Source organism: Actinomycetospora flava (genome assembly GCF_037400335.1).
Lineage (GTDB): Bacteria > Actinomycetota > Actinomycetes > Mycobacteriales > Pseudonocardiaceae > Actinomycetospora > Actinomycetospora flava.
The window spans coordinates 391897-412014 of the sequence record NZ_JBBEGM010000003.1; the positions used below are offsets into that span (position 1 = coordinate 391897).

Below are 20118 nucleotides of genomic sequence, written 5' to 3' on the forward strand. Positions count from 1 at the left end.
CGGCTTCACTGTCTTCCACGCCACAGGACCGCGGGCAGAGGCGGGCGGACGCCCCCGGTCGGCACGGAACGTCGCCCGCAGTGGAGGCAGCAGTGACGCAGACGGCGGAGAGCGGGCGCACCGAGACCGACCGGCGGGTGAGCACCTGGCTCACCGAGTTCGCCGACGCGCTCTCGGCCGGGGACGGCGACCGCACGGCGGCGCTGTTCGCGGACGAGTCCTACTGGCGCGACCTCGTGTCGTTCACCTGGAACCTGGTCACCGTCGAGGGGCCCGCGGGAGCCGCCGACCTGGTGCGCTCGGAGGCGGCGCGGCAGGCGTCGCCGGTGAGCTTCTCGGTGGACGGGACGCCGACCGAGTCCGACGGGATCACCGAGGCGTGGCTGAAGTTCGAGACCGCGATCGGGCGGGGCACCGGGCACCTGCGGCTGAACGCCGAGGGCAGGGCCTGGACGCTGCTGACCACGCTCGACGAGCTGAAGGGCCACGAGGAGCCGCGCGGTGAGCGGCGCCCGTTCGGCACCGAGCACGGCGCGAACCCGGATCGCGTCACCTGGCGCGAGCGTCGTGAGGCGGAGGCGGCGGAGCTGGGCTACACCCGCCAGCCCGAGGTCGTGATCATCGGCGGCGGCCAGGGCGGCATCGCGCTGGGCGCGCGGCTGCGCCAGCTCGGCGTCGAGGCGATCATCGTCGAGTCCAACGAGCGGCCCGGCGACTCCTGGCGCAAGCGCTACAAGAGCCTCGCCCTGCACGACCCGGTCTGGTACGATCACCTGCCCTACCTGAAGTTCCCGGACAACTGGCCGGTGTTCGCGCCGAAGGACAAGATCGGCGACTGGCTCGAGATGTACACGCGGGTCATGGAGCTGAACTACTGGGGCTCCACGACGGCGAAGAACGCGACGTACGACGAGGCCGCCGGCGAGTGGTCGGTCGTCGTCGACCGCGCCGGCGAGGAGGTCACGCTGCGCCCGAAGCAGCTGGTCTTCGCCCTCGGCGTCTCGGGCAAGCCCAACATTCCCGAGATCCCCGGCCGCGAGACCTTCCAGGGCGAGGTGCAGCACTCCAGCCAGCACCCCGGCCCGGACGCCTACAAGGGCAAGAAGGTCGTGGTCATCGGGTCGAACAACTCCGCGTTCGACATCTGCGGGGCGCTGTGGGAGGTGGGCGCCGACGTGACGATGGTGCAGCGCAGCTCCACCCACATCATCAAGTCGGACACCCTCATGGAGTACGGCCTCGGCGACCTCTACTCCGAGCGCGCCCTGGCCAACGGCGTCGACACCTACACCGCGGACATGATCTTCGCGTCGCTGCCGTACCGGATCATGCACACCTTCCAGAAGCCGACGTACGACAAGGCGCGCGAGGTCGACGCGGACTTCTACCGGCGGCTGACCGACGCCGGCTTCGACCTCGACTTCGGCGACGACGACTCCGGCCTGTTCATGAAGTACCTGCGCCGCGGCTCGGGCTACTACATCGACGTGGGCGCCGCCGACCTCGTCGCCGACGGCAAGGTCAAGCTCGTCCGCGGCCAGATCAGCGAGCTGAGCGAGAAGGAGGTCGTGCTCGCCGACGGCACCCGCCTCGAGGCCGACCTCGTCGTGCTGGCCACCGGCTACGGCTCGATGAACCAGCGCGCCGCCGACATCATCGGCCAGGAGATGGCCGACAAGGTCGGCAAGGTCTGGGGACTCGGCTCGGACACCACCAAGGACCCCGGTCCCTGGGAGGGCGAGCAGCGCAACATGTGGAAGCCGACGCAGCAGGAGGCCCTGTTCTTCCACGGCGGCAACCTGCACCAGTCGCGCTTCTACTCGCTCTACCTCGCGCTGCAGCTCAAGGCGCGGTCGGTGGGCATCCCGACGCCGGTCCACGCGCGCCAGGAGTCGCACCACACGGCCTGACGGTCACGGGCCAGCGCTGAACTGGACGAACGGACGGCGCCCTCGCGGAGAGGGGCATGCTGCGAGAGCGCCGTCCGTTCTCCCGGGACGCCCTCAGGCCCCCAGCTCGGCGCGGACCCGCGCCGCCGCACGCGAGAGCGCGCGCAGCTTCTCGTAGGCGCAGAACCGGGGCAGCGCCTTGAGCCCGCAGTCGGTCGAGAGGTAGACGCGCTCGGGCTCGATGTGCTCGAGCACCTTGTGGATGCGGTCGACGATCTCCTGGTCGGACTCGATGTAGAGGCTGCGGATGTCGATGACCCCGACCTGGACCTCCCGGTCCGGCGCCACCATCTCCAGGGCCTTCACGTCGCGCATGTCGCGCAGCGCGAAGTCGAGCGCGAACTGCTCCACGTTGATGTCCATCCACCGCTCGAGCACGCGTGGCAGCGCGTCCTCCACCGCGCGGAACGTGTTGCCGTAGCCGGCGCCGAGGCAGCAGTGCCACGCGATCTTGGCGTCGACGCCGTCGATCCAGGCGTTCATCACGTCGATGACCCAGTCGCTGTCGTCGTCCAGGGCCAGCTTCCAGGCGCCCAGGTCCTCGATCTGGATGAACGTCGCGCCGTGCGCCACGAGGTCCTTGAGGTCCTCGTTGAAGATCGGGACGAGGTCCTCGGCGAGCCGGCGGGCGTCGGAGTACGCGGAGTGCGGGTGGTCGTAGTCCACGTGGTAGGTCAGGTTCGGCGGGCCGGCGCCGACCGACACCTTCATCGGGCGGTCGGTCAGCAGGCGCGCCGCGCTGTGCATCTCGCCGAGGCGTCCCGGGATCCCGCGGCTCACGGTGTCGGTGACCGCCGTGCCGCCCCAGTTGTGCATCCAGGCGGCCTGGCTGAGGTCGCCGTCGGCGCTGGCCTCGATCTGCCGGGCCAGCGGGTTGGGCAGCTTTGCCTTGGTGAAGCCGCCGAGGCGCTCGTACCAGTACCAGACGAACGAGCCGATGGCGCCGCCGTAGTCGTCGAAGTGCATCTGGCCGTCGGTGACGATGTCGAGGCCGGCCAGCTCCTGGTCCTTGAGGCAGGCCGTGGTGGCGTCCCACCACGCGTGCCAGTTCTCCTCGAGCTTCCACCACTCGAGGATGTCGGCGCCCGCGAGGTTGTAGTGGGAGTACCACCGCGGCTTGGGATACGACCCGATCATCGTCGTCGGGAGGATGGTGTCGGCGACCTTGCGCATCATTGCTCTCCTCTCACGGGCTGGTGACGGTGGTCAGTCCTCGACGAGCGCGACCGCGCGGGTGGGCCCGCCGTGCGACCCCACCAACTTGAGCGGGAAGCCGACGAAGGTGAACCGGGTGTCGACGACCTGGTCGAGGTTGGCGAGGTTCTCGTAGTGGGTGATGTGCTGCTGCCGGCACATCATGTGGCAGGGGTAGCTGCGGCTGACCGGATTGTCGGGCGTGGGGCTGTCGACGCCGAAGGTCTTGATCCCCCGCGTGCGGATCCACTCGCTCCCGGACTCGCCGAAGCCGGGGAAGTCGGTGAGGTAGCGGGGCTCGCCCACGTACCGGTTCCACGTCGCGGTGTGGAACAGCACGATGTCGCCCGGGCGCACGTCGACCGACGACGCCTTCTCGATCTCGTCCAGGTGGTCGGCCGTGATGTCGGTGCGGGCGGGGATGTCCGAGACGTCCAGGCAGACCGCGTCGCCGTAGAAGAGGTCGAGCGACATCTGGTCGATCGTCTGGGCCGTCGGGTCCGGGTCGAGGTGGGAGAACGAGTCGACGTGGGTCGGCCCGTTGTCGTTGAGCAGGAACCCGGTGGTCTGGAAGGAGAAGCCGCCCTCGAACCGCGGCGCGGTCTCCTCGTGGGTCACGTGCTCGAACACCACCGTCTTGAGGTGGCCCGGGTAGACCTTCATCCCCTGGTAGATGTCCTGCGAGAGATCGATCAGTCGCATCGCTGCGCTCCTTCGGGATCAGTACATGACCACGCCGGCGGTGACGTTGAGGTCCTCTCCGGTGATCGAGGAGGACTGGGGCGCGGCGAGGAAGACGCAGGCGTCGGCGACCTCCTGCGCCCGCACCAGCCGCCCGAGCGGTGACGAGTCGGTGAACGCCCGCCGGGCCTCCTCCTCGCCGACGCCGCGTTGACGGGCCTGCTCGCGGATCACGGCCTCGATGCGCGGCCCGTCCACGGCGCCGGGACAGACGGTGTTGGCCCGCACGCCGAACGGGCCGAGCTCGGTGGCGAGGGTGCGGACGAGCCCGATCACGCCGGTCTTCGCCGCCGCGTACGGGGTGCGGCCGGGCAGCGGCCGCTTGCCGGTCATCGACGAGATCGCGATCAGGCTGCCCGACCGCTGCGCGATGAGCGCCGGGACGAAGCGGCGGAAGGTGAGGAACACGCCGTCGAGGTCGGTGGCCAGGCACTCCCGCCACTCGGCGAGGCCGATCTCGTGCAGGGCGAGGGTGGGGCCGGCGATGCCGGCGTTCGCGACGACGGTGTCGACCCGCCCGAAGCGCGCCTCCACGGCGTCGCCCAGCCGCTGCACCGAGGCCTCGTCGGCGACGTCGCACGCCACGGTGAGGACGTCGTCGCCCAGCCCGAGGCCGTCGATGTCCGCGAGCGTGCCGGCGAGGGTGTCCTCGTCGCGCGCGGTCAGGGCGAGGCGGGCGCCCTCGGCCGCCATCGCGACCGCGATCGCCCGCCCGATCCCGCGGCTCGCGCCGGTGACGACCACGACCTGGTCGTCCAGTCGCCCGGCCATCGCCACCTCCGGCGCACGTCGCTGTGACCCACGCCATCGTGCTGAGGTGCCGGGACGCCGCCTATGTGCTCACGACACAGGACGGCGGCCCGGTCTTGTGTCGCCGACTAGGGCTCGGCGCCGATCTCCTCGACGTCGCGGACGACCACGGCGAGCTGGAGCTGCAGCAGGAGCGACGGGCTGCGCAGCGGGTGGCCGAGGAGCTCCTCGATCCGGCGCAGGCGGTGCGCGACGGTGTTGCGGTGCACCACGAGGGCGACGGCGGTGGCCGGCGTCGAGCAGTCCTCGCGCAGCCAGGCCCGCAGCGTCGTGAGCAGGGCCGCCCCGTGACGCCGGTCGTGGCGCTCCAGGGGATCGAGCAGCCGCCGGGCGAAGGCCGACAGGCCGGGGGCGGGGCCGGCCTCGAGCACCAGGCCGTGGACCCCGAGGTCGGCGAGGTCGAGGATGCGGCCCTCGCCGGGGCGCCGCACGAGCTGGAGGGCGTTGCGTGCCGCCCGGTAGGACGCCGCGTGCCCGGCGGGGGAGGTGCCGGTGCCGGCGATCACGGCCGAGATCGGCTGCGGCGTGGTGACCTGCTCGAGCCGCGGGAGGAGGCGCCGCAGGTGGTCGCGGTCGGCGCGCCCGGCGGGCAGGAGCAGCACGAGGGCACCGTCGTGGATGCCGACGAGGGTGCGTCCCGCGCGGTCCCGCTCCTGCGCCGCCACGGCTTCGGCGACCTGGGCGACCCGCGGCAGCGTGTCGTACCGGTCCTCGCGCGCCGACGTGCCGACGTCGAGGACGACGACGGTGTGCGGGGCCTCGAGGTCGCAGCCGAGGGCGGCCGCGCGCCCGGCGAGCCCGGCGGGCACCTCGTCGCCGTCCTGGCGCAGGAGCTCGGTGAGGACGGCCTGGGAGAGCCGGGCCTCGACCTCGATGCCGTGCCGCTCCTTGAGGAGCTCGAACGCCGCGACCAGCGCGAACCGCTCGACGGTGCGCCGCTCGACCGCTTCCGGGGCGGACGTCGCGCCGGTGATCCACAGCCGGCCCGCGACCTCGCCCCCGAGGACGATCGGCGTCTCCCAGGCGGTGGTCGCGCCGTCCCCGGCGGGCGAGGGCCGCAGCTCGACGAGCTCGTAGCGCTCGCGCAGTGACGAGGGCCGGCGGCGTGCGCGCGGCGGGGCGTGCGAGGGCGGCGGCACGTAGACCGAGTCGGTCGCGTGGGCGAGCACGCTGCGGTCGACGCCCTCCACGGTGACCGACGCCCCGACGGTCGTGGCGAGCCAGGAGACCAGCCGGGGCAGGCCGACGTCGTCGAGCGCGAGCTCCAAGAGCCGCCGGTGCTGCTGCTCGGCGCGGTCCAGGACGCCCTGGTGCGCGCGGAGGGCGTCGTTGGCGCGGGAGAGCTCGTCGATCGCGTGCTGCTCGCTCTCCCGCAGCCGGGCGGTCTCGACGGCGACGGCCGCGTGCTCGGCGAGCAGCTCGGCGAGCTCGACCTCGGCCGCGCTGAAGTCGCGGGCGCGCGCCGAGTAGGTCACGAGCACGCCCATCGGCTCGTCCGCCGTGAGCAGGGGAGCGGCCAGCAGCGCCCGGTAGCCCTCGTCCTCGGCGAGACGGCGGAGGCGCTCGAAGTCCGGCAGCCCCGCGATGTCGGCGGCGGTGACCGTGACGCCCTCGCGCAGGGCGCGCGCCGCGGGGGCGTCGACCCCGGGTTCGGGGGCGTGCACCCGCAGCGGCACGTCGGTGTTGAGGCGGTCGACGTACGCCTCCGAGAGGCCGAACGCGCCCCGGACCAGCAGGCGCTCCCGTGGCGGGTCCGCGAGCATCACCGCACCGAAGTCGAACCCGATCAGCCGGCAGGCCTGCTCGGCGACGCGGCCGAGCAGCACCTCCAGCGGCTCGGCGGCCTTGACGGCGCGGGCGAGGTCGCTGATCGCGGCCGACCACGACCGCAGCGCCTCGGACACGACCGCTTCCGACGCCACCGCCTCCGCCGTGGCCACCCGTTCGCTCACCGCGCCATGGTCACCTGCCGACGGGCACCTCGGCGAGGTCGAGGACGACGTCGCCGCGCGTGGTGCGGCCGTCGGCGAGCACGATCCGCTGCGCGCTCGGGGCGAGCCCGGGCGCGCCGGTGACCAGGAGGTGGTCGCCGGGCCCGGTGGCGCGCAGGTCGAAGCCGCCCGCCGTGTCGCTGACCGCCCGCCCCGACTCGCGGCCCGCGGGGTCGACGAGGGTCAGGGTCGCGCCGGCGACGGCCGCGCCGCCGGCGTCGCGGACGACGCCCGCGAGGCCCGTGCTGTCGGCCGGGGTCGGCTCCGTCCGTGCCGTCTCCGTCTGGGTGCTCGGACGGCCGCCGCGCACCAGCAGCCCGCACACCACCGCGCCGACCGCGAAGAGGATCGCCGCCGCGGTGAAGGCCGCCGAGTAGCCGCTGACGGTCGCGGCCCCGGGGTCGCCGGGCGTCGTGACCAGCGCCGCGGCCGTGGCGGTGCCCGCGATGCTCGAGAGCAGCGCGGTGCCCACCGACCCGCCGACCTGCTGCATCGTGTTGACCGTCGCCGACGCCACCCCGGCGTCGGCGGGCTGCACGCCGAGCGTGGCGGTGTTGATGCCCGTCGACATCGCGGTGCCCATGCCCAGGCCCATGAGGACCAGGCCGGGCAGCACGCCCGCGGCGTAGGTGCTGTCGACGGTGAGCTGGGAGAACCACAGCATCGCCGCGGTGCCGAGCACGAGCCCGGTGATCACGAGCGGCTTCGGCCCGAAGCGGGGGAGCAGGGCGTTCGGCACCGTCGTCGAGGCGGTGACGATCGACGCGACCATCGGGAGGAACGCCACGCCGGTGAGCACGGGGGAGAAGCCCAGGTTGCGCTGCAGGTAGAAGGTCAGGAACAGCGAGACCCCGAACATCCCCGACGCCAGCACGAGCACCGTGAGATAGGCGCCGCCGCGGGTGCGGTCGAGGATCACGCGCAGGGGCAGCAGTGGGGCGGACACCCGGCGCTGGATCAGCACGAAGATCCCGAGGAGCACCACGCCCGCGGCGAGGAACGCCCACACGACCGGCGAGCCCCAGCCGTCGGTCTCCGCGCTGGCGAGGCCGAAGACGAGGCCGAACAGCCCGGCCGAGGCGGCGAGCGTCCCGCCGACGTCGAGCTGCGGGCGGCCCTGGCGCTGCATGCTCGGGAGCAGGACGAGCCCGCCGACCAGCGCGACGGCGGCGAACACCGCGTTGACGTACATGCACCAGCGCCAGTCGACGTACTCGGTGAGCACGCCGCCGAGCAGCAGCCCGATGGCCGCGCCGGCGCCGACGATGGCGCTGAAGATGCCGAACGCCCGCGCGCGCTCGCGCCCGCCCGGGAACGTCGTCGTCAGCAGCGACAGCGCGGCCGGCGCGAGCAGGGCCCCGAAGACGCCCTGGGCCGCGCGGGCGGACACGAGCATCACGAGGTCGGTCGCGGCGCCGCCGACCATGGACGCCACGGCGAAGCCGATCAGGCCGGTGACGAAGGCGCGCTTGCGGCCGAACAGGTCGGACATGCGGCCGCCGAGCAGTAGGAGGCTGCCGAACGCCAGCGCGTAGGCGGTGATCACCCACTGGCGCTGGGCGTCGTCGAAGCCGAGGTCGACCTGGGCCGAGGGGAGCGCGATGTTCACGATCGTGTTGTCGAGCACGACCATGAGCTGCGCCACAGCGATCACCGCGAGGATCGCCCAGCGGCGACCGCCGGGCGCGACGGGAGCGGTGCTGGTCACGGTTGGCACACCCGTTCTGTCGGGATTGGGGAGAATCGTCGGCCGTCGAGCCCTCGTCGGCGCGGCCTTTCTTCGACGCTATTTCCTCGAGCGCGGTTGATGTCCAGCCGATTCCCGGGCCGGAACGGGAATCGACCAGCGGTCGGTGGGGCACGCTGGCGACATGGAGTACACGAAGCTCGGGATGACGGGTCTCGACGTCTCCCGGATCTGCCTGGGCTGTATGAGCTACGGCGAGGCGAACGACCGCTGGCCGTGGGCGCTGCCGGCGGACCGGGCCGAGCCGTTCTTCCGCCAGGCGCTCGACGCGGGGATCAACTTCTTCGACACCGCGGACGTCTACTCGGCGGGGACGTCCGAGGAGATCACCGGACACTGGCTCAACCGGATGGCCGACCGCGACGAGATCGTCGTCGCGACCAAGATCTTCAACCGCATGCGGCAGGGTCCGAACGGCGCCGGGCTCTCGCGCAAGGCGATCATGACCGGCATCGACGCGTCGCTGCGGCGTCTGGACATGGACTACGTGGACCTCTACCAGATCCACCGCTGGGACTACGAGACGCCGATCGAGGAGACGCTCGAGGCGCTCCACGACGTGGTCAAGGCCGGCAAGGCGCGCTACATCGGGGCGTCGTCGATGTGGGCGTGGCAGTTCTCGAAGGCGCTGCACCTGCAGGACGTGAACGGGTGGAGCCGGTTCATCACCATGCAGGACCACTACAACCTGCTCTACCGCGAGGAGGAGCGGGAGATGCTCCCGCTCTGCGCCGACGAGGGTGTCGGGTCGATCCCGTGGAGCCCGCTCGCGCGCGGGCGCCTCACCCGCGACTGGGACGAGTCGACCAACCGTCTCGAGACCGACGAGGTCGGCAAGAAGCTCTACCGCGAGACCGACCGGCACATCGTCGAGAAGGTCGCCGAGGTGGCCGAGAAGCGCGGCGTCTCGCGCGCCCAGGTCGCGCTCGCGTGGGTGCTGGCGAACCCCGTCGTCGACTCGCCGATCATCGGTGCGACGAAGGAGCACCACCTCGCCGACGCGATCGCCGCCGTCGATCTGCACCTCGACGACGACGAGATCGCCGGCCTCGAGGAGCGCTACGAGCCCCGGGGCGTCGCCGGGCACCGCTGAGTACGGTCGCGCCGTGTCCTTCGCCGTCGCGCTGCCGATCGCCGACCGTCGGGTGGCCCACGACTTCTACCGGGCCGCGTTCGGGCTGGAGACGGTCGGCGAGCCCGGGGACGACGGTCTGCCGGAGCCGCTGCAGTTCGCCCTCGGCGCCGGCGCGGTCCTCGTCCTGGTGCCGCGCGGCGGCTTCGGCTGGGTGGCGGCCGGCAACGAGGTCGCCGGGGCGGGGACGAGCGAGTGCCTGCTCTCCCGGCTCGTCCCGACCGCCGCGGACGTCGACCGCGTCACCGAGACGGCCCGCGCGGCCGGCGCGACGGTGCGTGTGGAGCCGGGTGACCCGGGGTGGGGGTACAGCAGCACGCTGGCCGACCCCGACGGGCACCTCTGGATGATCCAGATCGACCCCTCGGCCTGACGCGCCGGGGGAGAAGGGCACTCAGCCCGGCGCCGCCCCCGACGCGACCTGCTTGCGCAGCTCGCCGACCTCGGTCGCCGAGAACCCGTGCGACGTGAGCCACGTGCGGACCGCCTCGCCGTCGGGGTGGCGGGTGGGGACGACGTTGTAGACGTAGTTGAGCTGGCGCCCGGCGGCCTCCCGCTCGAGGTTCTCGAGCACGAACGCGCCGACACCGGTGCCGCGCACCCCCGGCGCCGCGATGATCAGGATCTCCGCGTCGCCCCAGGTGTCGTCGAGGCGGCCGTAGCCCACGGGCGCGCCGCCGTCGTCCTCCACGCGCCACCACGCGTCGCCGAGCGGCCGCCCCACCTCGGGGTGCCCGAGGCCGAAGAGCGTCGGCGGCAGGTCGCCCAGCGCCGCGGCCTTGTCCTGGTCCCAGCGCGGGTCCTGCTCCGCGATCCACCGCCACGTCATCGTGTCCTCCAAAGTTCTACAGCTCTATGCATTCGCGTCGAAGTCTCGTAGAGTGTGGCCCGCACGACAAGGAGGGACCACCACCGTGACCGTTCTCGAGGACGCTCCCACCACCGGGCAGGCCCCGGCTCCGGAGTCTGTACCCCAGGTCGACTTCGACACCTCTCCCGAGCAGTACCGCCACTGGCGTCTCGAGGTCGACGGCGAGACGGCCTGGGTCTACCTCGACGTCGCCGAGGACGGCGGGCTCGTGCCCGGCTACGAGCTCAAGCTCAACTCGTACGACCTGGGCGTCGACATCGAGCTCTACGACATCACCCAGCGCCTGCGCTTCGAGCACCCCGAGGTGCGCAGCGTGGTGCTGACCAGCGGCAAGGACTCCAACTTCTGCGCCGGCGCGAACATCCGGATGCTCGCCCAGTCGAGCCACCCGTGGAAGGTGAACTTCTGCAAGTTCACCAACGAGACGCGCAACGGCATCGAGGACATGACCGCGCACTCGGGGCAGACCTGGGTGGCCGCGCTCAACGGCACCGCGGCCGGCGGCGGCTACGAGATGGCGCTGGCCTGCGAGACGATCCTGCTGGTCAACGACCGGTCCAGCGCGGTCGCGCTGCCCGAGGTCCCGCTGCTCGGCGTTCTGCCCGGCACCGGCGGGCTCACCCGCGTCACCGACAAGCGCCACGTCCGCAAGGACCGCGCCGACATCTTCGCCACCAAGTCCGAGGGCTTCCAGGGTCCCAAGGCCGTCGAGTGGAAGCTCGTCGACGAGACGGTCTCGCGCAAGCAGTGGGACGAGACGGTGCGCACGCGCGCGGCCGAGGCGGCGGCGACGTCGAGCCGGCCGACGGACGCCGAGGGTGTCGCCCTGCCCCCGCTGCGCCGGGAGGCCACCGACGACGCCATCACCTACCCCAACGTCCGGTGCGAGCTCGACCGCGACGCCCGTACCGCGACGATCACGGTGCTCGGCCCCGAGCCCGGCACGGTGCCCGAGTCGCTCGACCGCATCCACGCCCTGGGCGCCGACTTCTGGCCGCTCGCCATGACCCGCGAGCTCGACGACCTCATCCTGCGGTTGCGCACCAACGAGCTCGAGATCGGCACCTGGCTGGTCCGCACCCAGGGGTCGATCGAGGGCGCGCTGGCCTTCGAGCGCGTGATCGCCGAGCACTCCGGCTCGGACTGGCTGGTCAACGAGATCCGCCACTACTTCAAGCGCACGCTCAAGCGTCTCGACGTCACCAGCCGCAGCCTGATCGCGCTGATCGAGCCCGGCAGCTGCTTCGCCGGCGCGCTGCTCGAGCTGGCCCTGGCCTGCGACCGCCAGTACATGCTCGAGGGCATCTTCGAGGACGCCGACGAGGAGCAGGAGCCGGCGCAGATCGTCCTCACCGAGTCGAACTTCGGCGCGTTCCCCATGGGCAACGGGCTCACCCGGCTGCAGTCCCGCTTCTACGGCGACGACGGGCACGTCACGGAGCTGCACGGGCGCACCAACGAGCGGCTGACCGGCGCGCAGGCCGAGGAGGCCGGCCTGGTCACCGACGCGCCGGACGACATCGACTGGGAGGACGAGATCCGCATCCTGCTCGAGGAGCGGGCCTCGCTCTCGCCGGACGCCCTGACCGGCATGGAGGCGAACCACCGGTTCGTCGGCCCGGAGACCATGGAGTCGCGGATCTTCGGGCGGCTGACCGCCTGGCAGAACTGGATCTTCATCCGCCCGAACGCCTCGGGGGCCGAGGGCGCGCTGCGCCGCTACGGCACCGGACGCAAGGCCGACTTCGACAAGAAGCGAGTGTGACGACCCCATGACCTCCGCGCGCCCGAAGATCGACTTCGACGCCAAGATCCCCAACAACGTCGACCTCGCGTCCGACCGCAAGCTCCAGCGCGCCCTCGAGCGCTGGCAGCCGAACTTCCTCGACTGGTGGGGCGACATGGGCCCCGCCGTCGACACCAAGGACGTCTACCTGCGCACGGCGGTCGACGTCGGCCGCGACGGCTGGGCGCACTTCGACCACGTGCCGATGAACGAGTACCGCTGGGGCGTCTTCCTCTCCGAGCACGACCCGGACCGCAAGATCGCGTTCGGCGAGCACAAGGGGGAACCGGTCTGGCAGGAGGTGCCGGGCGAGTACCGCGCCGACCTGCAGCGCCTCATCGTCATCCAGGGCGACACCGAGCCCGCGTCGGTCGAGCAGCAGCGCTTCCTCGGGGCCACCGCTCCGTCGCTCTACGACATGCGCAACCTGTTCCAGGTCAACGTCGAGGAGGGCCGTCACCTCTGGGCGATGGTCTACCTGCTGCACGCCTACTTCGGGCGCGCGGGCCGCGAGGAGGCCGACCAGCTGCTGGCGCGCAACTCCGGCTCGGACGAGTCGCCGCGCATCCTCGGGGCCTTCAACGAGGAGACCCCGGACTGGCTGTCGTTCTACATGTTCACGTACTTCACCGACCGGGACGGCAAGTACCAGCTCGGGACGCTGAAGGAGTCGGGCTTCGACCCGCTGAGCCGGACCTGCGAGTTCATGCTCAAGGAGGAGGCCCACCACATGTTCGTGGGCACCACCGGCATCGACCGCGTCGTCACGCGCACCGCCCAGCTGATGAACGAGCACGACTCCGAGGAGGTCGCCGGCGCGGGCGGCATCCCGCTGGACATGATCCAGAAGTACATCAACTTCCACTACACGGTCTCGCTGGACCTGTTCGGCAACGAGTCGTCGACCAACGCCGCCAACTACTTCACCGCGGGCCTCAAGGGCCGCTGGCAGGAGGAGCGGCGCAAGGACGACCACGTGCTCACCGACGACGCGGGCGCGGTCGACGCGGTGCGCGAGGGCCGGATCACGACCACCGAGGTGCCGGCGCTGCTCGCGCTGAACCAGGACCTGCGCAGCGAGTACATCGGCGACTGCTCCAACGGCCTCAAGCGCTGGAACCGCATCCTCGAGAAGCACGGGATCGACGCGCGCCTCTACCTGCCGCACGTCGGCTTCAACCGCCAGGTCGGGGCGTTCGCGGGCCAGCGCATCTCGCCCGAGGGCAAGATGATCTCCGACCAGGAGTGGACGGCGAACGAGGGCCGCTGGCTGCCGACCGACGTCGACAAGACCCACGTCCGCGGGCTCATGCACCCGGTCCTCGAGCCCGGGAAGATCGCGAGCTGGATCGCGCCGCCGACCAACGGCATCAACGACAAGCCCGTCGACTTCGAGTACGTGCACTTCAACTGAGGACGCGCCTGCGGAGCCGGACCATCGACTCAGGACGCGGAGCCTGCGGAGCCGGACCATCGATTGAGCCTCTTCCCCTCGACCGTGGTGCGCGCCACGATCGGGCGACCGACCACCACCACGAGGACGGGCAGCGCATGGCGGAGTCGTTCAATGCCGCGGACTATCTCGTCGGGCGCCGGCTGGCGGCGGGCGACGGCGACCGGGAGGCGGTGCGGGCCCCGTCCCGGTCGCTGACCTACGCGGAGCTCGACGCGGAGATCGGGCGGGTCGCGGCCGGGCTCGCCGCGCTGGGCGTGCAGCCCGAGCAGCGGGTCGTGCTGTGCATGGTCGACGAGGTCGAGCTGTTCGCGGGGATCCTCGCGACGATGCGGCTCGGCGCGATCGCCGTGCCGGTGTCGACGATGCTGCGCGGCCAGGAGCTCGCGGTGCTCGTCGCGGACTCGCGCAGCCGCCTGCTGCTGTGCTCGGAGACGTTCGCCGACACCTCCCGCGCCGCGGTGCTCGCGGCGCGGGAGCGTGGCGGCGACGTCGCCGAGGTCGTCATCACCGGCGCCGACGCGTCCGGCTTCGGCGCCGACGTCGCCGCGCGGACGTGGGCGGAGATGCTCGCGGCGGGCGACGCGATCGGGGCGCCGCCGTCCTACGACACCTGGGACGAGTCGCAGGCCCTGTGGCTCTACACCTCGGGCACCACCGGCAAGCCCAAGGCCGCGATGCACCGGCACGCCGACATCCGCACGGTGTGCGAGACCTACGGCCAGCAGGTGCTCGGCATCCGGCCCGACGACCTGTGCCTGTCGGTGGCGAAGCTGTTCTTCGCCTACGGCATCGGCAACTCGATGTTCTTCCCGCTCTCGGTGGGCGCGGCGGCGGTGCTCGAGCCCTCCCGGCCGACGCCGGCGCTGCTCGCCGAGCTCGCGTCCCGGCACCGCGTGACCATGTTCTTCGGGACGCCGAGCTCCTACGGCCCGCTGCTCGCCGCGGCGGAGTCCGGCCAGGTCGACCCGGCGGCGTTCGCGACCGTGCGCCGCGGGGCGTCGGCGGGCGAGGCGCTTCCGGCCCGGATGGTGCACGGGATGCGCGAGCGCTACGGCGTCGAGGTGCTCGACGGGATCGGGTCCACCGAGGCGCTGCACATCTACCTGTCGAACAGGCCCGGCGAGGTCGTCCCGGGCACGTCGGGCGTGCCGGTGCCCGGCTACGACGTCGAGATCCGCGGCACCGACGGTCGCCCGGTGCCCGACGGCGAGACCGGCACGCTCTACGTGCGGGGCGACTCGATCTGCACCGGCTACTGGTGCCGCACGGCGACCAACCGCCTCATGTTCGAGGGGGAGTGGCTGCGCACCGGCGACACCTACGTCCGCAACGCCGACGGCACCTACACCTGCCTGGGCCGCACCGACGACGTCCTCAAGGTCGGCGGCATCTGGGTGACGCCGGCTGAGGTCGAGGAGCGGCTGGTGGCGCACCCGTCGGTCGCCGAGGTGGTGGTGGTCGCGGTGCAGGACGCCGACGGGCTCGACGTGCCCGTCGCCTGCGTCGTGCCGCGCGAGGGGCACACGGTCGATCCCGAGGCGCTCGTGGCGTGGTGCCGCGAGGGCCTCGCGTCGTTCAAGCGCCCGCGCCACGTGATCGCGATCGACGAGGTCCCGCGCACCGCGACCGGCAAGGTGCAGCGCTTCCGGCTGCGCGAGGTGGCCGCCGAGGTCGTCGCGGCGGGCTCGCCGGCCCTCGAGGGCGCGCACTGATGGCGGGCGAGCGCAGCGAGGCGACCGACCCGCTGGCCACCGCCGACCAGCCGCCGACCCAGGGCGAGCCTTCGTACGAGCCGGTGGTGGAGCAGGGCGGCGACGTGCCCGGCACCGTCCTCGGCTCGGAGCACGAGGAGCCGATCGACGGCCCCGACCCCGAGCCCTCGGACTGATCTGCTCACATAGGTCAGCCGGCGAGGCGTTTGGCCGGGTCGGGCGGGGCCGCGTCGAGGTCGACGAGGGCGTCGGACCACGCGCCGAGCTGCTTGGTGACCGCCGGCAGGTCGTCGCCGATCCCGTCGACGACGGCCTGCTGCATCGCGTCCGTCCGCCCCTCGAGGTCGGCGCGGTGGCGCAGGCCGGCGTCGCTGAACCCGTCGCCGTCGAGCAGGCCGCGGGCCCGCAGCCCGGCGACCGCCGTGTCGATCTGCTCCGGGCTCCAGCCTCGCGACGGCGTGTAGGCCCCGAGCGGGTAGCCGCTCCACAGCTCGGTCAGCACGTTCATCTGCACCGGGTCGAGCCCGTCGACCGCGCACACCGCGAGGTGCGAGTCGCCGCGGTGCTCGCGCAGCACGTGGCACGCGTGGACGAGGGCGGCGAGCGGGTCGGACGGCCACGGCTCGGCGGTCAGGCCCGTGAACAGCGGGCGCGCCGTGTGGTCGGCCGCGTCGATGCCCCGGCGCAGCGCGCGCACGATCCCGCCCGCCTCGTCGTCGACGTCGCCGAGCAGGCGGCGCAGGGTCGCGCCGGGCGCGTCGATGCGGACGCGGACGACGTCGGACAGCGACGCCGCCGCGACGCCGGCCTCGTACTGCGGGCCGACGAGCGCGGGGGCGAACACGCCCAGCGCCGCGACGGCGACCGCGGTCGGCGGCGTCCCGAGCGGCGCCGTGCGCTCGCGGACGTAGGCGGCGAAGTAGTCGTCGAGACCGACGGCCGCGTAGCCCTCGGCCGCCTCGGGCGACCAGATCGACAGGCAGGCGACCGCCTCGATCGCGTCCCGCAGGCCGCGCGCCGGAGTCGGGTCGCGGCGTGCGGGCGGGTCGGCGGGACGGGGTCGGTCGGGCGGCGCGAAGAACAGGCCGCGCATGGTCCAGTAGTCCACTCCGGGCTCCTCAGCGGTCGGCGGGTTGCACGTCGTCCAGCGCGTGCCAGACGAGATCGGCGGACGCCGGGTCGGGGGCGCTGAGCACGCCGTGCACCCGCGCGACCTGGGCGACGAGCTGCTCCGGCGCGCACCCGTGGACCGCGGCCTCGCTCTCCAGCACGTCGACCAGCAGGTCGCGGACGCCCGTCGCGCGCCAGCGGGCCACGGAGCGGCCGAGCGTGCGCGCCGCCCAGCCGAGCAGGTCGAGCGCCTGCCAGCCGGGATCACGGCGCGCGGCCGCCCAGGCGTCCAGCGCCATGCCGCGCGTGAGCGGCACCGGCAGGACGACCTCGGCGTCCACCTCCGCGGCGCGCAGCGCGAGCAGCAGACCCGACACCTGACCGCGCGCGGTCACCCACTCGCCGTGGGACCCGGGGATGCTGCCGTCGGCGCTCGGTCGGTCGCGCTGCGTCGGCAACGGCCCCGCTTCTGCGCCGTCCGGTATTTCCGTGTCCCCCATTTGCCGGTCACTCCGCCCTTGTCCGGTACGTCCCGTCACGCGACGGTAGGCAGGTCCCGGACCCCGAGCGTCGGGACGGCACCCCGAGGAACACCCCGAGAAACGGACGCCATGGGCCGGCTCCTGGAACGCGATCGTGAGCGGGCCCGGCTGCGCGACCTGGTGGACGGGACGGTCGGCGGCCGCGGTGCCCTGCTGCTGGTGGAGGGCGACGCCGGGATCGGCAAGACCGGGCTGATCCGCGAGGCCTCCGCGCTGGCCGCGGCGGCCGGGGTGCGGGTGCTGGCCGCGCGCGGCGCGGAGCTGGAGGGCGAGCTGGCGTTCGGGGTGGTGCGCGGCCTCCTGGCCCGGGCCGCCGCCGACCGGTCCTGGCCGGGGGCCGCCGCCCTGGCGGGCCCGGTGCTGCACGGCGACCGCGCCGACCCTGCCGACCAGGACCTCTTCGCCACCCTGCACGGCCTGTACTGGCTGGTCGCCGAGGTCAGCGACCTCGGTCCGCTCCTGCTCGTCGTCGACGACGCGCACTGGTGCGACCCGCCCTCGCTGCGCTTCCTCGCCTACCTGGCGCACCGGCTCGGGGACATGCCGGTCTCCCTGCTGGTCGCGACCCGCCCGGACACCGACGCGTCGCGGACCGCGCTCCTCGCAGCGCTCGCCGCCGAGTCGTCCGACGGCGCCCTGCGACCGGGACCGCTGGGGGAGGAGGCGGTGCGGGTGGTCGTCGTCGACACGCTGGGCGAACCGGACCCGGGCTTCGCCGCCCAGGTGGGGGCGGTGACGGGCGGCAACCCGTTCCTGGTGTGCGAGCTGCTCGCCGAGCTCGCCCAGCGCGGGGTGGCGCCCCGCGCCGACGCCGTGCCCCGGCTCGCCGCGACCGTCCCGCGCGAGGTCGAGCGGTCGGTCGGCCGGCGTCTCGCACGGCTCGGTGACGCCGCGACGGGGCTGGCGCGCGCCGCCGCGGTGCTCGGCGACGGGGTGGAGCTGCGGCGGGCCGCGGCGGTGGCCGGTCTCGGGCCCGACGAGGTCGTGACGGCCGCCGACGCGCTGGTCCGGGGCCGGCTCGTGGAGCACACCTCGCGGGTGACGTTCCGCCACCCGCTGGTGCGCTCCGCGGTGACCGCGACGCTGGGGCCCGCCGAGCTCGCGTCCCTGCACCGCCGCGCCGCGGTCGTCCTCGCCGCCGACGGGGAGCGCGGCGACGTGCTCGTCCCGCACCTGCTCGCCGACCGGCCGCGCGGCGACGGCGACGTCGTCCGGGCCCTGCGCGAGGCCGCGGCACGCGCGACCGGGCGGGGTGCCCCCGACCTGGCCGTGCGCTACCTGCGCCGCGCGCTGGCCGAGCCACCGCCGGCGTCGGAGCGGCCCGCGGTGCTGTTCGACCTCGGGGTGGCGGCGATGTGGGCGGGCGACCCGGAGTCGCTCGACGTGCTCACCGCGGCCGCCGACGAGGCCGACGACGGGGCCGGACGAGCGCGGGCGCGCCTGTTCCGCGCCCGGCTGCTGTTCGAGTACGGCCGCATCCCCGACGCCGTCGCGACGTGTGAGCAGGGGATCGCCGAGCTCGGGGACGCGTCGCCCGACCTGGCGCGCGAGCTGGAGGCCCAGCTCCTCACCGCCGCGATCCAGGACCACCGGACGCGCCCGGTCGCCCGGCGGCGTCAGGCGGCGCGCGGGGAGGACCCCGTCCCGGTCGGCCCGACCCAGTGCATGCTCACGGCGAGCGCCGCGGTCGAGGAGATGCTGCTGACGCGCTCACGGGAGCGCGCGCTCGCGCTCGCCGAGGGCGCGCTCTCCGGAGGCCACCTGGTCGACGACCGCACCCTCGTCACGCTGCCGAGCGCCCTGCTGACCCTGGCCATCTGCGGGCGCCCGGCGAGGGCGCGGCGGATCTGGGACGCGGTCGTCGACCGGCGCCGGGCGCGGGGCAACCGCTTCGGGGTGGCCGGCGCCGCGTCCTTCCGGGGCCACGCCGCCCACCTCGCCGGGGACGTCGCCTCGGCGGTCGCGGACCTCTCCCTCGGGCTGGAGCTGGCCGCGGAGCTCGAGAACCTCATGATGCGGGCGTACGCGAGCGCGTGGCTGGTGGAGGCCCTGGTCGACGCCGGGGACCTGGACGGCGCGGCGGCGACGCTCGCTCGCGCGGACGCCCTGGTGGACCAGCCCCTCTACGCGGCGAACTATCTGCTCGCCGCCCGTGGACGCCTGCGCCTCGCCCAGGGGCACGCCGACGAGGCCGTCGACGACCTGCGCGCGGTGGCGGGCCGGCTCGACGCCTGGGGCGCGGGTGACCCGGCGCCGTGCGCGTGGCGCGCCTCGCTCGCGCTGGCGCTGCGGGCCCGGGGCGACGAGGGGACCGCGCGCGACGAGGCGGCCGCCGCCGTGGACGCGGCGCGGCGCTGGGGCGAGCCCGCGGCGCTCGCCGAGGCGCTGCGGGCGGCGGGGCTGGCCGCCGCGGGAGCGCCGGGGATCGCGCTGCTCGAGGAGGCGGTCGAGGTGGCGGACGCCGCGCCGCTCGCCCGGGCGCGCGCGCTCGTGGACCTCGGGGCGGCGCGGCGGCGGCGCGGTGACCGCGTCACGGCGCGCGAGCCCCTGCGCGACGGGCTGGACCTCGCCCTCGCCGCGGGCGCGGGCGGCGTCGCGCGGCGGGCGCACGACGAGCTCGTCGCCACGGGGGCGCGGCCACGGCGTCTGCGCAGCTCGGGGGCCGAGGCTCTGACGCCCACCGAGCGTCGCGTCGCCGACCTCGCGGCGGGCGGGGCGACGAGCCGCGCGGTGGCGCAGGCGCTGTTCGTCTCGGAGAAGACGGTCGAGACGCACCTGGGCAACGCCTACCGCAAGCTCGGCATCACGGCCCGCTCGCAGCTGGCCGGCGCGCTGGCCGGCGGGGAGCCGTCCCTCAGCTCGCCTGCGGGTACCAGGCGCTGACCTCGAGGTCGAGGTCGGCCAGGTCGGGGTGGGCGAAGAGCGCGGCCTCGTTCGGGCTCAGGCGCTGGGGGCGTCGCCCGCCGGTCGGGCAGCCGTCCTCGTGGCGCAAGGGGTACAGCTTCCACACCCGCACGGACTCGCAGTAGTGGCACTCGCCGGTGATCATCGCGGTTCTCCGGGCACGTCGGCGCTGG

At 73.7% G+C, this 20118-nt stretch carries 17 protein-coding genes; 8 read left to right on the top strand and 9 right to left on the bottom strand.

What is annotated here, in order from left to right; translation table 11 throughout:
• Positions 1 to 92 precede the first annotated feature (92 nt).
• Positions 93 to 1910: an NAD(P)-binding domain-containing protein gene (locus WCD58_RS11445; RefSeq protein WP_373696208.1), complete on the top strand. Its 1818-nt coding sequence runs from the start codon at positions 93 to 95 to the stop codon at positions 1908 to 1910.
• A 93-nt stretch (positions 1911 to 2003) separates the two neighbouring features.
• Here the strand turns inward: WCD58_RS11445 and WCD58_RS11450 are convergent, their stop codons facing one another.
• From WCD58_RS11450 to WCD58_RS11470, 5 genes are all read right to left on the bottom strand, one after another.
• The gene (locus tag WCD58_RS11450) at positions 2004 to 3125 is read right to left on the bottom strand and encodes a uroporphyrinogen decarboxylase/cobalamine-independent methonine synthase family protein (protein WP_337702775.1); all 1122 of its coding nucleotides are present in this window, start codon (positions 3123 to 3125) and stop codon (positions 2004 to 2006) included.
• A gap of 30 nt (positions 3126 to 3155) precedes the next feature.
• Entirely contained in the window at positions 3156 to 3845 is a 690-nt protein-coding gene (locus tag WCD58_RS11455) for a cyclase family protein (RefSeq protein ID WP_337702777.1), read from the bottom strand.
• An 18-nt stretch (positions 3846 to 3863) separates the two neighbouring features.
• On the bottom strand, positions 3864 to 4655 hold the full coding sequence (locus tag WCD58_RS11460) for an SDR family NAD(P)-dependent oxidoreductase (RefSeq protein ID WP_337702779.1): 792 nt from the start codon (positions 4653 to 4655) through the stop codon (positions 3864 to 3866).
• A 107-nt stretch (positions 4656 to 4762) separates the two neighbouring features.
• Positions 4763 to 6646 carry a helix-turn-helix domain-containing protein gene (locus tag WCD58_RS11465; protein ID WP_337702781.1) on the bottom strand — a complete coding sequence of 628 codons (1884 nt, stop codon included), beginning with the start codon at positions 6644 to 6646 and terminating at the stop codon, positions 4763 to 4765.
• Between the two features lie 10 nt (positions 6647 to 6656).
• Positions 6657 to 8393, bottom strand: coding sequence for an MFS transporter (locus WCD58_RS11470; protein WP_337702783.1), 1737 nt, complete (start codon positions 8391 to 8393; stop codon positions 6657 to 6659).
• Between the two features lie 163 nt (positions 8394 to 8556).
• On the opposite strand from WCD58_RS11470, the gene WCD58_RS11475 reads away from it, so the two are divergent.
• Positions 8557 to 9525 carry an aldo/keto reductase gene (locus tag WCD58_RS11475; protein WP_337702786.1) on the top strand — a complete coding sequence of 323 codons (969 nt, stop codon included), beginning with the start codon at positions 8557 to 8559 and terminating at the stop codon, positions 9523 to 9525.
• Positions 9526 to 9538: 13 nt separating this feature from the next.
• Positions 9539 to 9937 (top strand): VOC family protein, encoded by a 399-nt coding sequence (locus tag WCD58_RS11480; protein WP_337702788.1) that lies wholly within the window; start codon positions 9539 to 9541, stop codon positions 9935 to 9937.
• A gap of 21 nt (positions 9938 to 9958) precedes the next feature.
• On the opposite strand, the gene WCD58_RS11485 is transcribed toward WCD58_RS11480, so the two are convergent.
• The gene (locus WCD58_RS11485; RefSeq protein WP_337702790.1) at positions 9959 to 10393 is read right to left on the bottom strand and encodes a GNAT family N-acetyltransferase; all 435 of its coding nucleotides are present in this window, start codon (positions 10391 to 10393) and stop codon (positions 9959 to 9961) included.
• An 85-nt stretch (positions 10394 to 10478) separates the two neighbouring features.
• Here WCD58_RS11485 and boxC point away from each other — a divergent pair, with 85 nt between their 5' ends.
• The 4 genes from boxC to WCD58_RS11505 all read left to right on the top strand — a co-directional run bounded on the left by boxC (position 10479) and on the right by WCD58_RS11505 (position 15565).
• Positions 10479 to 12200 carry a 2,3-epoxybenzoyl-CoA dihydrolase gene (boxC, locus tag WCD58_RS11490; protein ID WP_337702791.1) on the top strand — a complete coding sequence of 574 codons (1722 nt, stop codon included), beginning with the start codon at positions 10479 to 10481 and terminating at the stop codon, positions 12198 to 12200.
• Positions 12201 to 12207: 7 nt separating this feature from the next.
• Positions 12208 to 13635, top strand: a complete 1428-nt coding sequence (boxB, locus tag WCD58_RS11495) for a benzoyl-CoA 2,3-epoxidase subunit BoxB (protein WP_337702794.1) — start codon at positions 12208 to 12210, stop codon at positions 13633 to 13635.
• Between the two features lie 137 nt (positions 13636 to 13772).
• Positions 13773 to 15389, top strand: coding sequence for a benzoate-CoA ligase family protein (locus WCD58_RS11500; RefSeq protein ID WP_337702796.1), 1617 nt, complete (start codon positions 13773 to 13775; stop codon positions 15387 to 15389).
• Entirely contained in the window at positions 15389 to 15565 is a 177-nt protein-coding gene (locus tag WCD58_RS11505) for a hypothetical protein (protein WP_337702798.1), read from the top strand. The genes WCD58_RS11500 and WCD58_RS11505 overlap by 1 nt, the downstream gene beginning before the upstream one ends.
• A gap of 14 nt (positions 15566 to 15579) precedes the next feature.
• Here WCD58_RS11505 and WCD58_RS11510 read toward each other — a convergent pair whose 3' ends face one another.
• Together WCD58_RS11510 and WCD58_RS11515 are read right to left on the bottom strand one after the other, a co-directional pair.
• On the bottom strand, positions 15580 to 16497 hold the full coding sequence (locus WCD58_RS11510) for an SCO6745 family protein (protein WP_337702799.1): 918 nt from the start codon (positions 16495 to 16497) through the stop codon (positions 15580 to 15582).
• Positions 16498 to 16507: 10 nt separating this feature from the next.
• Positions 16508 to 16894 (bottom strand): hypothetical protein, encoded by a 387-nt coding sequence (locus WCD58_RS11515; protein ID WP_337702802.1) that lies wholly within the window; start codon positions 16892 to 16894, stop codon positions 16508 to 16510.
• Between the two features lie 216 nt (positions 16895 to 17110).
• Here WCD58_RS11515 and WCD58_RS11520 point away from each other — a divergent pair, with 216 nt between their 5' ends.
• A complete protein-coding gene (locus tag WCD58_RS11520; RefSeq protein WP_337702804.1) occupies positions 17111 to 19924 on the top strand; it encodes a helix-turn-helix transcriptional regulator in 2814 nt (937 codons plus the stop codon).
• On the opposite strand, the gene WCD58_RS11525 is transcribed toward WCD58_RS11520, so the two are convergent.
• Positions 19896 to 20090, bottom strand: a complete 195-nt coding sequence (locus WCD58_RS11525; protein WP_337702806.1) for a hypothetical protein — start codon at positions 20088 to 20090, stop codon at positions 19896 to 19898. The genes WCD58_RS11520 and WCD58_RS11525 overlap by 29 nt on opposite strands.
• Positions 20091 to 20118 lie beyond the last annotated feature (28 nt).